The 12,973-nt window shown below is 60.2% G+C and carries 11 protein-coding genes; 3 read left to right on the top strand and 8 right to left on the bottom strand.

Annotated elements, in window-relative coordinates; translation table 11 throughout:
• Window positions 1-26: 26 nt before the first annotated feature.
• The 3 genes from CLV45_RS12710 to CLV45_RS12720 all read right to left on the bottom strand — a co-directional run bounded on the left by CLV45_RS12710 (window position 27) and on the right by CLV45_RS12720 (window position 1,925).
• Window positions 27-923 (bottom strand): hypothetical protein, encoded by an 897-nt coding sequence (locus CLV45_RS12710; RefSeq protein WP_157807458.1) that lies wholly within the window; start codon window positions 921-923, stop codon window positions 27-29.
• Between the two features lie 129 nt (window positions 924-1,052).
• Complete coding sequence (locus tag CLV45_RS12715) at window positions 1,053-1,397, bottom strand: DUF952 domain-containing protein (protein ID WP_100336724.1); 345 nt, start codon at window positions 1,395-1,397, stop codon at window positions 1,053-1,055.
• A 129-nt stretch (window positions 1,398-1,526) separates the two neighbouring features.
• On the bottom strand, window positions 1,527-1,925 hold the full coding sequence (locus CLV45_RS12720) for a hypothetical protein (RefSeq protein ID WP_100336725.1): 399 nt from the start codon (window positions 1,923-1,925) through the stop codon (window positions 1,527-1,529).
• Window positions 1,926-2,223: 298 nt separating this feature from the next.
• On the opposite strand from CLV45_RS12720, the gene hppD reads away from it, so the two are divergent.
• The 3 genes from hppD (at window position 2,224) to CLV45_RS12735 (ending at window position 6,619) form a co-directional block, all read left to right on the top strand.
• On the top strand, window positions 2,224-3,357 hold the full coding sequence (gene hppD / locus CLV45_RS12725) for a 4-hydroxyphenylpyruvate dioxygenase (RefSeq protein ID WP_100336726.1): 1,134 nt from the start codon (window positions 2,224-2,226) through the stop codon (window positions 3,355-3,357).
• A gap of 249 nt (window positions 3,358-3,606) precedes the next feature.
• Complete coding sequence (locus CLV45_RS12730) at window positions 3,607-5,343, top strand: phospho-sugar mutase (RefSeq protein WP_100336727.1); 1,737 nt, start codon at window positions 3,607-3,609, stop codon at window positions 5,341-5,343.
• A gap of 754 nt (window positions 5,344-6,097) precedes the next feature.
• Complete coding sequence (locus CLV45_RS12735) at window positions 6,098-6,619, top strand: hypothetical protein (RefSeq protein WP_157807459.1); 522 nt, start codon at window positions 6,098-6,100, stop codon at window positions 6,617-6,619.
• A 258-nt stretch (window positions 6,620-6,877) separates the two neighbouring features.
• On the opposite strand, the gene CLV45_RS12740 is transcribed toward CLV45_RS12735, so the two are convergent.
• From CLV45_RS12740 to CLV45_RS12765, 5 genes are all read right to left on the bottom strand, one after another.
• Entirely contained in the window at window positions 6,878-7,630 is a 753-nt protein-coding gene (locus CLV45_RS12740) for an SDR family NAD(P)-dependent oxidoreductase (protein WP_100336729.1), read from the bottom strand.
• Window positions 7,631-7,722: 92 nt separating this feature from the next.
• Window positions 7,723-8,667 (bottom strand): helix-turn-helix domain-containing protein, encoded by a 945-nt coding sequence (locus tag CLV45_RS12745; protein WP_100337029.1) that lies wholly within the window; start codon window positions 8,665-8,667, stop codon window positions 7,723-7,725.
• A 473-nt stretch (window positions 8,668-9,140) separates the two neighbouring features.
• Window positions 9,141-10,208 carry a hypothetical protein gene (locus tag CLV45_RS12755; RefSeq protein WP_100336730.1) on the bottom strand — a complete coding sequence of 356 codons (1,068 nt, stop codon included), beginning with the start codon at window positions 10,206-10,208 and terminating at the stop codon, window positions 9,141-9,143.
• A 191-nt stretch (window positions 10,209-10,399) separates the two neighbouring features.
• Window positions 10,400-12,082: an ABC1 kinase family protein gene (locus CLV45_RS12760; protein WP_100336731.1), complete on the bottom strand. Its 1,683-nt coding sequence runs from the start codon at window positions 12,080-12,082 to the stop codon at window positions 10,400-10,402.
• 148 nt (window positions 12,083-12,230) lie between these two features.
• Window positions 12,231-12,776, bottom strand: coding sequence for a phasin family protein (locus tag CLV45_RS12765; protein ID WP_100336732.1), 546 nt, complete (start codon window positions 12,774-12,776; stop codon window positions 12,231-12,233).
• Between the last annotated feature and the right edge of the window lie 197 nt (window positions 12,777-12,973).

A 12,973-nucleotide genomic window follows, 5' to 3' on the forward strand; every position in this document is an offset into this window, starting at 1 on the left:
ACTCTGGCGGGGCTTTTGGTTGGGGCTTAGTCGCGGGCCGGAGCGCCTGCCGGCGGAATGGGTACTACATCAGCGGGCGGCAAGGGCTGGGACGCCAACACCGGCTTTGGAGTCACCGCGGGCTTGTACTGCACCTTCTGGCGTTGCTGGTCGAAGTCGAAGAGCAGGGTACGCTCGCCGACGGGCATGGCCACGCGCAGCAGCAGTGTTTGGTCGTACACGGGGAAGGTCACGTAGCCGTGCACCAGTTCCCCAGGCTTCAGGATGTGCTTGCGCAGCACTTTCGTTTCCCAATATTGCTTCTCCAGCACGGCCCGGTCAGCCTTTACGGCGTGGTCCATGTGCTGGCTCTCTGCTATCAGGGCATTATTAACGTGCTGCTCCTCCCGCCGCTGCTCCTCGGCCTGCTTTTCCTGCTCGGTGCCTTTGGGTGGGGCCACTACCTCAGTAATGGAAGAGGCAATATCCATCCACTCTATAAAGCTGATGCCATTGGCTTTGCGGGCTTCGTAGCTAAGCTTGGCATCCAGGGCCTGAATGCGGTGCTCGGGGTCTACGGCGTACACCTGAGCCGGTACGTAGGTCACGTTGGCATTCATTTTCACGGCATTCCGCTTGGCGGCCTTCCGGTCCAGCATGACGGGCATGTAGTAGAACGTGCCGGGGTTGACGGCCACTTCCTGGCCCGAGCCGTTGCGGATTTCGACCTCAAACATCAGCTCTTTGTCGCGCACGTGGGAATAGCAGACCTGCACCTCCACGCTGTCGAAGTTGGTGCTCATCGACGGGCGGCCATCGGGCCACTCGCTGTCGGGGCGGACGGGCTTCACCGTCAGGTAGTGGGTGGGGCCGCAGCTGGCTAGTCCGCCCAGGGCCAACAGGGCAGCCAGCACCCCGCAGCGTAACGCATACTGATGATTCATAAACCAAGTAGTATATAAAGGGCAGAGCCCGGCGGGACTCCAAAGGTGGCGGGCGGGGCAATATTTTTTCCGCGCCGTCCGCCTCTGCTCAAACATAAGCACTTGGCCGCATATCCGTGCAACGGGATATTATAAATCGGCGGGCAGGGTGAATGCGCCGGCCGCAGCCGGCCGAAAATCCCACTGCCGGATAACGGCCGCCACGGGAATGGGCCCGAAGACATGCGCAAAGGCCTGCTGCCGCGCGGCCACCCACTCCCGTTCTAGCCGCACCCCGGCTTCCGTCAGCCGCTCCTCGTCGATTTCGAGCAGCACCAGGTCGGGGTGGCCGGTGTAGTAGCGGCGCGCGGTTTCCAGAACCTGCGTCCGGTCGGAGGCGTGAATAAAGCCCTCCGCGGCCAGGTCGGCGCTGGCGAAGAAGCCGGTGCGTTGGGCCTGCTGCCAGTCGGCTAGGCTGGCAATACGGTAAATCATATTCTGTTGAATTCGGAGTTGTAAATTCGGAATTGAGCGGCCTAAAACGAAGTAGCCGTTCAACGAATCCGGCGTGGATCATTGAACGGCTACTTCATTCTTCCGAATTCTCAATTCAGAAGCAAAAGCCTACGCTTTCCAAACCTCTTTGCGCACGTTCTTGCCAACCGACAAAATCAGACGCGTGGGGTTGGGCACCAGCACGAGGCGGGCTTCCTTGCCGGGGAATTCGTCGGAGTCGACCCAGACGCCTTCCTTGTGGGAGGGCAGATAGCCGGTGTCGCCCTTGATGTCGTTGGGCAAATAGGCCGTGGGCAGCAGCACGTCGGTGTCGGGGCAGAGCTGCTCGTGTACCTTCTCTAGTACCTCCTCCAGGTACTGGCCGTACTGGTCATTGAAATCATCTTCCAGATCGTGCAGTTCTTCTTCCACGTCGTCGTAGCGGGCGTCGTCGTAGGTCAGCTTGTGCAGCTCCTGCTTTTTTTCGATTAGCGCAACGAGGGCCTGGTTGAGTTCCTCCTTATTCATAGCTACGGGACAAAAGGGTTAATGCGCAAAGGTGCGTAGGATTCTGCAATTGTACGCAGCAAAACCGGCAAACGCCATATCCGGCCCGACGAGGGCCCCGAACTTCGCAGTCAGCCGCGCCGGCCGGCCGCCGTTTGCCCGGTCGTTTCGGCCGGCTGACCCCGGCTCGTGGTCAGCCGGCCGCAAGTGGGCTGGGCCCGGGCTCTTATTCCGACCAATAGGAACGAATTACGGCAAACCCGTATTTTTACCCACACAACTCCTCGTTTCCACCCGAATCCTAACTTCCTATCCAGCCATGCAAACAATGACTTCGCCTGAGGTGCAGGCCCACCCCGCCCACGACTTCCTGCCCCTGAAAGGGACCGACTACGTGGAGTTCTACGTTGGCAATGCCAAGCAGAGCGCCTACTACTACCAGGCCGCATTCGGCTTCGAGCTGGTGGCCTACGCCGGCCCCGAAACCGGCCTGCGCGACCGGGCCAGCTACGTGCTGCAGCAGGGCAAAATCCGCTTCGTGCTCACCACTTCCCTCCTGCCCGACTCCGACATTACCCGCCACGTGGCCCAGCACGGCGACGGGGTGAAGGTCATGGCCCTGTGGGTGGACGACGCCCGCCGCTCGTGGGAGGAAACCACCAAGCGCGGCGCTAAGTCGGCCTTCGAGCCCTACACCATTGAGGACGAGTTTGGCAGCGTGACCTTGTCGGGCATTTATACTTACGGCGAGAGTGTGCACACCTTCGTGGAGCGCACCAACTACACCGGCGCCTTCATGCCGGGCTTCGTGGCCAAAACCGGCCTGGTGCCCCAGGAGAAGCCCGTGGGCCTGCTGCACGTGGACCACTGCGTGGGCAACGTGGGCTGGGGCGAAATGAACCAGTGGGTGAAGTTCTACGAGGACGTGATGGGCTTTAAGCTCCTGCTCACCTTCGACGACGAGGACATCAGCACCGAGTACTCGGCTTTGATGAGCAAGGTGGTCAGCAACGGCAACGGCTACGTGAAGTTCCCTATCAACGAGCCGGCCGAGGGCAAGAAGAAGTCCCAGATTGAGGAATACCTCGACTACTACCACTCGCCCGGCGTGCAGCACATTGCCATTGCCACCAAGGATATCCGGGCTACCGTAACCGAGCTGCGCCGCCGCGGCGTGGAGTTCCTGACCGTACCCGGAGCCTACTACGAAGACCTGTTGGAGCGTATCGGCGCCATCGACGAGGATTTGGAGTCGCTCAAGGAGCTGAACCTGCTCGTGGACCGCGACGAGGAAGGCTACCTGCTCCAGATTTTCACCAAGCCCGTGGAGGACCGCCCCACGGTGTTCTTCGAAATCATTCAGCGCAAAGGCGCCAAGAGCTTCGGCAAGGGCAACTTCAAGGCCCTGTTCGAGAGCATCGAGCGGGAGCAGGCCCTGCGCGGCAACCTGTAAGCCCTGGGCTGTCCTTGCGAGGCCAGTCGTGGCCAGGCATAAGTCAAAGCCATCCGGCCGCGGCGCAGGTAGGCCCGCTCTTTCCCCAGAAAGCCCTTTATTCCCCCCGGAGTAAAGGGCTTTTCGCCTCAGGGAGCTTTCTACATTCCGGAGGCAGGATTGCTTCGGCCTTCTTCCTGGCCCTGACATAAAAAAAACCTCTTTTCTTTACGCTCGTTCTGTTACCCGCACAACTTACCATTCCCATTCATGGCCCTGACCTCCGACATCCAAGCCAAAATCAACACCTGGCTGACCGGCAACTACGACTCCGATACCAAAGCCAACATTCAGCAGCTGCTCGACGCGGGTGATGAAGAAACGCTCAACGACGCGTTTTACCGCAACCTGGAATTCGGCACCGGGGGCCTGCGCGGCATCATGGGCAACGGCTCCAACCGCATGAACCGCTACACCCTGGGCATGGCCACCCAGGGCCTGTGCAACTACCTGCTCAAGTGCTTCCCCGGCCAGGAAATCAAGGTGGCCCTGGCCCACGACTCGCGCAACAACAGCCGGGAGTTTGCCCGCATTGCGGCCAACATCTTCTCGGCCAACGGCATTCACGCCTACCTCTTCTCCGACCTGCGCCCCACCCCCGAGCTGTCGTTTGCCATCCGGCACCTGGGCTGCCAGAGCGGCTGCGTGATTACCGCCTCCCACAACCCCAAGGAGTACAACGGCTACAAGGTATACTGGCAGGATGGCTCCCAGGTAGTAGCCCCCCACGACAAGAACATTATTCAGGAAGTCAACGCCATTCAGAGCCCCGACCAGGTGAAGTTCCAGGGCGACGAGTCCCGGATTCATTTGCTGGGCGAAGAGCTGGATGCGGCCTACCTGGCCCAGGTCAAGGCCCTGAGCATCAACCCCAGCGCTATTCAGCGTCAGCACGATTTGAAAATCGTGTATACGCCCCTGCACGGCACTGGCATCACGCTCGTGCCCAAGGCCCTGGCCCAACTGGGCTTTACCAACGTGAGCATCGTGGAGGCCCAGGCCACGCCCGACGGCAACTTCCCCACCGTCCAGTCGCCGAACCCGGAGGAGAAAGTAGCCATGCAAATGGCCCTCGACCAGGCCAAGGCCCAGGACGCCGACCTGGTTATTGCCACCGACCCCGACGCCGACCGGGTGGGCATTGCCGTGAAAGACAACCGCGGCGAGTGGCTGCTGGTAAATGGTAACCAAACCGCCGCCCTGCTGACCCACTACCTGCTCTCGGCCCGGCAGCAGGCCGGCAAGATGCAGCCCAACGACTTCATCGTCTACACCATCGTGACCAGTGACGTGCTCGGCGACGTGGCCCGGGCCCATCACGTGAAGGCCTACCAGACCCTGACCGGCTTCAAGTACATTGCCGGCATCATCCGGGAACTGGAGGGCAAGGAAAACTACATCGGCGGCGGCGAGGAAAGCTACGGCTACATGATTGGCTCCTTCGTGCGCGACAAGGATGCCGTGTCGGCCTGCGCTATGATAGCCGAAATGGCCGCCGTAGCCAAAGACAACGGCCAGACCCTGTACCAGGCCATGGTGGAGATGTACGCCACCTACGGCCTCTACAAGGAAGACCTGATTTCACTGACCAAGAAGGGCCAGCGCGGAGCCGAGGAAATCCAGGAAATGATGGCCGGCCTGCGCGCCAACCCGCCCCAGACCATTGCCGGCTCGCCGGTAGTGGAGCTGCGCGACTACAAGACCGGCGTAATCCGGAACCTGCAAACCGGCGAGGAGCGCGCCACCGGCCTGGAAAGCTCCAACGTACTCCAGTTTATCCTCGCCGACGGCAGCAAGGTCTCGGCCCGCCCCTCGGGTACCGAGCCCAAAATCAAGTTCTACTTCAGCGTGAAGCACCCCCTGCAGTCGGCCGTGGATTACGACCAGGTCAACCAGAAGCTCACCGACTACATCAACCTCATCATCGAGGACATGCAGCTGCGGTAAGGTCAGCTTTCACCCGCTATGCTTACAGCCCGGCACTCACCCTGCCGGGCTGTTTGGCTTCTATCAGTTCGTATACCCGACAGTGTTACGCTCTAGCAACAAGAACTCACGGGCAAGGACTCTGAGGGTAATGGGGCCTCACAAAAAGGTAATCCATCAGGATGCTAATCGGGTTACAATAGACACCTTAACCTAAACTTGCTGATGTTATGACAGTATTTGCGTTGCTACCACTTCTCCTCGCTAGCTGCTACGGGTGGACTAGTAGGGAAGGATTCCCAGTTCAACGACCTAATTCGTCTGACAGCTCGCCTCAATACCAGTTAGTAAAGCTGAAGCGAAAAAATCAAACATTACCGCCTATCGTCCAAGGCAGGCTTACCGGTGGAATTGATCAGATTCCTTTGCAAATAGGTGTTGTCAAGACAGGGAGCACCCTTCTATCTGCTGATAGGACTGGTACATACCGTTGGCAAGGACAGCCAGGCGCTTACAGATTTCTAGCACGTAGCGTTGGGTTTGCCGACGTACAAAGCGAAAAAGTCAGACTTGCTATGGGCGATTCGGTCCGGCTCGACTTCCAACTTCCTATCGGCCCACCTATTACTCATAGAAAGGCTAAAAACAACTAATGGCTTCTTGCCTAGAATAGGCCGCGGTGGTATCAAGTGAAATTTACATTAAAGAGAGGCGGGAAAGAGTGGAGGGTAAATGAATTCAGCTTTCCTTTTCTCACTTTACAATGCCATTGGCCATGCAAACCTACTTTCTGCGCCTGCTATTCCTTACTACTCTAAGCCTCTGTTCTGCAACAGCCTACGGCCAGGAAACCGCCACGAGCAAGGCATTAAAACAAATACCCGAGCCGCTGTTTATCATCAATTCAACCATTATTGCTAACGGAAGAATTACCACTATTGACCCGAAAGATTATAAGGATATAATGGTATACAGGAACCCAACAGCGCCCGAGATACTCAAGAACGTAACGTCCGGCGGTATTATCGCTATTACCTACGAAGGACCAATTGAGAGCAAGTCATTTGCCCAGGTAGCCCGGCAGCACGGCGTACGAGGTCCGGTAAGCATAGTACTCAACGGCCATAAGCTGAGCGCCGAGCAAGCAGCCACCCTACGCATTGCCCCGGAGGCTATCGACCAAGTACAGGTTACTCGCGCTACCGCTGACTCGGCGGAAACCACGCTGGCTATCCAACTGACCGTACTCAAATCAGACAGCACAAAATATCCGCCCGGCACCATCATGATTCGCTAAGCCCCGTTCTGGTCAACCAGAAGCTCACCGACTACATCAACCTCATCATCGAGGACATGCAGCTGCGGTAGGGTGTGGAGTGCTCTAATCCAACAAAAAAGCCCGGCTTGTCCGGGCTTTTTTGTTTTACGCTTCTCTCTTACCCACCGGTGTGAATCATCACAGGGACGCCGTGAAGCATCGCAGGGACGGCGTGAACGAGGGCAGGCGCAGCGGCCACGATGTCCTACCGGCTGGGTCGGGGCTCAGAGCCGAGCCCTAGAGCATCATGCCGCCCGTGGCTTCCAGGCGCTGGCCGTTGAGCCACCGGCCGGCATCGGAGCAGAGGAAGGCCACGATGCCGCCAATGTCGTCGGGCTCGGCCACGCGGCCCAGGGCCGTAATCTGGGCCACGTAGGCGCGGATTTCGGGCGTGTCCGTCATGGCGCCGCCCCCGAATACGGCCCCGGGCGCTACTACATTGGCGGCAATGCCCCGCGGGCCCAGCTCCAGGGCCAGGTAGCGCGTGAATACTTCCACCGCCCCCTTCATGCTGGCGTAGGCCGAGCTGCCGGCGAAGGTAACCCGCGTGGTACCGGAGGAAATATTGATAATCCGGCCCCCGTCGCGCAGGAGCGGCAACGCCTTTTGGGTGAGGAAGTAGACGCCCTTGAAATGGATGTTGAGCATCTCATCGAACTGCGCCTCGGTGTTCTCGGCAATGGGGGCCGTGAGGCTGGTACCGGCGTTGTTGATGAGAAAGTCGAACCGGTCGGTGCCGAAGGTAGCGGACAGGGCCGTGGTAACCTGGGCGAAGAACGGGTCAAACGTGCTGCTGTCGGCGGAGTTTAGCGGCAGGGCCACGGCGCGGCGGCCCAGGGCTTCGATTTCGGCCACTACGGCGGCGGCTTCGGCCTGCTGGCTGCGGTAAGTCAGAATCACGTCGATGCCCTGCTGGGCCAGCTTCAGGGCCATGTCTTTGCCCAGGCCGCGGCTGCCGCCGGTTACCAGGGCTATTTTGGAAGTACTCATGCTAAGAGGTTTGTGGCGTTAATAGAACACGACAAAGGTCTCTTACTTCGCTCCCGGCAGTGTTGTAGGCGCCAATCAGCTTTATGTATAAATCAAACCGGCACGGCTTCCAGGGTGCGAAAAGCGCCGGGGCTCACGGTGGCGTAGCGGCGGAAGAAGTGCGAGAAGTGCGCCACGTCGACGAAGCCCAGGCAGTCGGCAATTTGCCAGAGCGTCCAGTCGGTGTCGCGCAGCAGCACCTTGGCCTCCTGGGCCAGCCGCCCGCCGATGAGGTCGGAAGTGGTGCGGCCGGTGCTGTCCTTGAGCACCTTGTTGAGGTGGTTGACGTGCACGGCCAGGTGGTCGGCAAAGTCCTTGGCCGTGCGCAGCTGCACGCGCTGCTGGGGGTTGGCCAGCGGAAACTGCCGCTCCAGCAGCTCCACGAAACGTGAGCTGAGCCGGGCGGCCGCCGAGTGGGCCGGGTGCAGCCTAGTGGAGGGCTGCTGCTTCTGCCCCAGGTGCAGCAGCTCCAGCACGTAGGCCCGCAGCAGGTCGTACTTGTGGGCGTAGTCGGAGGCCAGTTCCTCGTGCATGCGGGCAAAAAGAGCGGCAACCTGCGCGGCTTCGGCGGGCGTGAGCTGAAACACGGGGTAGCCCTCAGCCCGGAACAGGGGCAGCTCGTCGGGGGTGAGGCCGCCGAGCACGGGCAGCAGAAACTCGGCGGTGAAGAAGCAGAAATGGCCCTGCTGGGTTTCGGTCGGCAGCCACTGAAACGGCACCTTGGGCGTCGAAAACACCAGGGCATCGGGGGCAATGTCGATGGTTTGGTCGGCGTATTCGGCGCGACTGTGGCTGCGCAGGAAGCTGATTTTGTAGAAGGACCGGCAGGCGTAGGGCGGGGCCGACTGCGCGGGGGCCGACTCCCAGAGGTGGGCTATATCAAAGGCGTTGAAGTGGCCCACTTCGCGCTGAATGCCGGTGGGCAGTAGCGGGCCCAGGTCGAGGCCCAGGCAAGCCGTAAACTCCTGGTAGCTGGTGCTGAGCGCGGCGTTGGTCATGGCAGGGCGGGGCTTGTAGGATTCAAAGCACAGCAACCCGCCGGGCAGGGAAAAGTTTGCTGCCGCCGGCCTCCCCCACCGGTCCGGCTGGCGGCACCATGCCTTGCCGGCCGCTCCCCGGGCCACGGCGCGGCCTCATGTTGCGTCTCCCCCACCCCGCCCTTTGGCAGAACGGCCTACCCGGCGGCGTGAATGACGTTCTAAGCGGCGTGCATGATCTTCTAAAGCCCGTTGACGACCTTCTAAGCAGTGTTAACGATCTTCTAAACGGCGTGAACGATGTTCTAAAGGCCGGTAACGACCTTCTAAGCGGTGGTACCGATGTTCTAAACGGTGGTAAAGACCTTCTAAGCGGTGGTAACGACCTTCTAAACGGCGGCAACAATGTTCTAAACGCCAACGGGGCCCGCCATGGATATGGGCGGGCCCCGCGAGGTTTAATAGCTCAGAAAAGCAGGGTAGCTGGGGCGGGGTTAGAACACGAAATTGAAGGAAGCCTGGCCCAGGATGCCGCGCAGGTCGCGGCTGTGGTCGTAGAGGGGCACGAAGTAGCTGGCCTTGGTATCGAGCAGGATGTGGCGGGTTTTGATCAGCTCCACGCCCAGGCCCAGGTTCAGGTTGGGGATAAACTCGTTCTGCTCGTCGTTGTTGCGGTTCAGAATAAAGCCCCCGATTTGGTAGCTGGTATACAGGTTGAGGAACTTGCGCCGGCCCCGGCCGAAGTTGCGCGGGTAGAAGTCCTGGCCGAAGTTGATGACGAACAGCTCGTTGACAAAATCGGGCTCATCAGCCTTCACCACCGGCTTATACACGCCCAGGTTGAAGTAGCTCTTGCCCCGGGTAAACATGTACTTGATGGCGTAGCCCTGGTAGGCGCGGCTGGTTAGGCCGGGCTTGGGGTTGTCGAGGCGCAGGTAGCTGTACTCCACGCCGGGCATGTTCACGAAGCTCACCTTGCGGTTGCCGGTCGGGAAGCTCACCTCGTCGTAGAGGCGCAGCGTCACGTAGGCCTGCCCCGCGTGGCTGCGGATGCTCTGCTGACGTTGCCGCAGCCGGGTCAGGCTGTTGGTGCGCCGTTCCTGCTCGGCCTCCAGGCGGCTCCGCTCGGCTTCCTCCAGGCGCGGGGCCCGCAGCTCTTTTTCCAGGCGGGTTAGCTGGGCCGTTTCGGTGGCTTCCTCAGCCTCCAGCTCCTGCAGGCGGGAGGTCAGGCTCTGGGCGTTCAGGTTGTTTTCCAGCACGTAGCCCAGGTTGGCCGTCAGCGAGTCGAGGCTGCTCAGGGCGCGGGTGGGCAGGGCAAATTCGGCCGTCAGCTGGTCGGGAGTTTCCTCCTGCTTCTGCACCCACACGGCCCGGCGGCCGATAAAGGTTTTGAGGGCGGTGCGGGCCTCGGCAAACTTGGTAACGCCGACGGTCAGGCGCTTCTGGGTTTCGAACAGCTCCTGGTCGTGGCCCGACTGCGCCAGGGCGGGCAGTACACTGCCACTCAGGAGCAGCGTCGTTATCCAGCGGCGCGCGGCGGCGAAGGAAGTCAGGGAATACATGGCGGGGGTCGTCTTAAGGCTCTCTACCAATCAGCGGTAGACGAAGGCAAAGGTGGACGACATTCGCCAATAGCTATATACGTGGCGCCAGCAAAAGGCAAGCAGATCAGACTTTTCAACCAGTCTAGTAGCAAACAATCAGCCTCTAATAATCAACAACTTACCCCCACTCTCTTTCGACCTCAAAAAAGTTAATCCTTCCGCTTTTTGGTGCCCAGAATCAGCAGGATCAAGAACAAAAAGCCGGTGATACCCAGGCTCCACCAGGTAATAACCGGGATGCCGTGAGAGTAGCGCATGTCGGGCGAGTAGCGCCCCAGCAGGCTCAGGCCCGAGAAGAGCAGGAAGGCCACGGCAATCAGGGCAATGATGGTGCGCGAGACGAGCTGGTCGGCCGTGCGCATCAGGGCCTGGTAGCCGCTGAGCTCCACTTTCAGGCGCAAATCCCCGCGGGAAATCTTGCGCATAATCTGGCGCACGTCGGCCGGCAGGGTCTGAATCAGGGCCAGCAGCTGGGTGCCGGTGTACTGGGCCTCGCTCAGGATGTTGTCGGCCGAGTACTGCTCGGCAATAATCCGGGCCCCGTAGGGCCGCACAAACTCGAAGGTGTTGAAGCGCGGGTGCAGCACCTTGCCAATGCCCTCCAGTATCACCAGGGCCCGCAGGATCAGGAACACCGCCCCGGGCACCTGCAGCTTATAGTCGTAGATGATGACCTGGAGCCGGTCGGCCAGGTCGCTCATGCTCATTTCCTTTACGTCGAGCATGGTGAAATCCTCAATCAAATCGTTGAGGTCGGCCTCGAAGGTGCGCATGTCCGGAATGTCGGCCGTGAGGGCCAGGCGGCGGAAGTTCAGGGCCATGCTGCGGGCATCCTGCCGGGCCATGCCAATGAAGACGCCCGCAAAAGCGTACTTCTGCTGCTTGCTGAGCTTGCCCACCATCCCGAAGTCGATGAGCACCAGCGTGCCGTCGGGCCGCACCAGCACGTTGCCCGGGTGGGGGTCGGCGTGGAAGATACCGAACTCGAAAATCTGGGTCAGGTAGATATCCATGCCGGTTTCGGCCACCTTCTCCGGGCTCAGCTGCCACTCCAGCAATTGAGCTTTGTCGGTAATCTTACAGCCCGAGACAAATTCAATAACCAGGATTTTGGCCGTCGACAGCTCCCGGTAGGGCTTCGGAATGTAGAAGGTCTCGTAAGCCTCGTAGAGCTTGCGAAACTGCTCCATGCTGCGGGCTTCGGAGGTGTAGTCGAGCTCCTTCATCATGCTCCGCTCGAAGGCGTCCACGATGTCCTGGGGGTTGCTCAGGCCGTGGTTGCGCAGAAAGCCGGCCGTCAGCCGCACCAGCTCGTGCAACAAACTCAAATCGGTGCGCACTTTTTCCTGCACGTCGGGGCGTTGCACTTTCACCACCACATCTTCGCCCGTGAGCAGCTTGGCCTTGTGCACCTGCCCGATGCTGGCCGAGCCCAGGGGCTTCTCCTCAAACTCGCCGAACACTTCGGTAATGGGCCGGCCCAGCTCCCGCTCGATAATCTCACGGGCCAGGCGCACGTCGAAGGGCGGCACGTCGCTCTGCAGCTTCTGAAACTCGTCAATCAGGGCCTCGGGCAGCAAATCGGGGCGGTTGCTCATGGCCTGGGCCAGCTTGATAAACGTGGGCCCGAGCTCCTCAATCACCATCCGAACCCGCTCCCAGCGGCTGGTTTCGAACACCGGCCGCTCGGCGTGCTGCCACGAGAGGCGGCGCTTCTGGGTAACGAGGCGGCGCAGGGCCGTGGACGTCACCACGTCCTCGAACCCGTAGCGCACCAGCACCTCCACTACCTGCCGGATGCGGCTCAGATTGGAAATCGTGTTTTTAAACATGCGGGCAGGGGCGGGAAAAGGACGGGTTTAGAACTGCAAAATACGCGCTGCTCCCGAGCAATTGGGGCTAGACGGCAAATCGGGTACAAAAAAGCCAGCGTCCCGCATTGGCAGGCGCTGGCTTTTCTTAGCTAGAAAACACGGGCGACTAAGCGCCGGCCGCGTCGGTGCCGCCGGCCGGGGCCGCGGGCGTCTCCTTCTTGGCCCCGGCCGACTTGCTGCCGCCCGACGACTTGGCCGCGCCCGCCTTGGCCGCCGAGGACTTCTGGGCCGTACCGGCGGCCGAGCTTACTTTGGCCGCGGCTTGCTTGGTAGCGCCGGCGGCTTTGGCCGTGGTGCTCGCAGCGGGCTTGGCGGCCGTTTTGGCGCCGCTCTTGCTGCCCGCAGCGGACGAAGAGGAAGCAGCCGACGACTTGGAACCGCCTTTTACGCTGCGCTTGAGCTCTTCCACGTCGGAGTTGGAAGCCACACCCACGCTTTTCATGAGTTTGCTGGCAATGCTGCTGAACTGCTGCTCGAGCTCCTTGCGCTTGGTTTCGGAGTTCTTGCGCAGGTCGTCCATAATCTTCTTCCCCTCCTGCTCCGACAGCTTGCTCTCCTTTACCAGCGCGTCGATGGTGGTTTGCACCCGGTCGCTGGTCAGCGACACGAAGCCTACGCCGGCATTGATGAATTTCTTAAACAAATCTTCCATGGTGCGAAACGGTTAAAAAAGGGTTGAAGTGGATGGGAAAACAACGCGGGAACAACGGCCGGCCAGAAAAGTAGTATGCAAGCCGACTATTTTCGACAAACCTACAAAAACAACGCTATATAGTTGGTGCTGAGGAATGAAATTTTCCGGCGGCTTTCTCATCGAGCGGGTTTTTTACAGGCCGTTGTCCCATTCCG

Source organism: Hymenobacter chitinivorans DSM 11115, assembly GCF_002797555.1.
Taxonomy (GTDB): Bacteria; Bacteroidota; Bacteroidia; order Cytophagales; family Hymenobacteraceae; genus Hymenobacter; species Hymenobacter chitinivorans.

Coding starts and splice junctions, on each gene's coding strand:
- CLV45_RS12740 (WP_100336729.1), bottom strand. CDS start 7,630: ATGAGTACTTCCAAAATAGCCCTGGTAACCGGCGGCAGCCGCGGCCTG.
- CLV45_RS12735 (WP_157807459.1), top strand. CDS start 6,098: ATGCAAACCTACTTTCTGCGCCTGCTATTCCTTACTACTCTAAGCCTC.
- hppD (WP_100336726.1), top strand. CDS start 2,224: ATGCAAACAATGACTTCGCCTGAGGTGCAGGCCCACCCCGCCCACGAC.
- CLV45_RS12745 (WP_100337029.1), bottom strand. CDS start 8,667: ATGACCAACGCCGCGCTCAGCACCAGCTACCAGGAGTTTACGGCTTGC.
- CLV45_RS12710 (WP_157807458.1), bottom strand. CDS start 923: ATGAATCATCAGTATGCGTTACGCTGCGGGGTGCTGGCTGCCCTGTTG.
- CLV45_RS12720 (WP_100336725.1), bottom strand. CDS start 1,925: ATGAATAAGGAGGAACTCAACCAGGCCCTCGTTGCGCTAATCGAAAAA.
- CLV45_RS12730 (WP_100336727.1), top strand. CDS start 3,607: ATGGCCCTGACCTCCGACATCCAAGCCAAAATCAACACCTGGCTGACC.
- CLV45_RS12765 (WP_100336732.1), bottom strand. CDS start 12,776: ATGGAAGATTTGTTTAAGAAATTCATCAATGCCGGCGTAGGCTTCGTG.
- CLV45_RS12715 (WP_100336724.1), bottom strand. CDS start 1,397: ATGATTTACCGTATTGCCAGCCTAGCCGACTGGCAGCAGGCCCAACGC.
- CLV45_RS12760 (WP_100336731.1), bottom strand. CDS start 12,082: ATGTTTAAAAACACGATTTCCAATCTGAGCCGCATCCGGCAGGTAGTG.
- CLV45_RS12755 (WP_100336730.1), bottom strand. CDS start 10,208: ATGTATTCCCTGACTTCCTTCGCCGCCGCGCGCCGCTGGATAACGACG.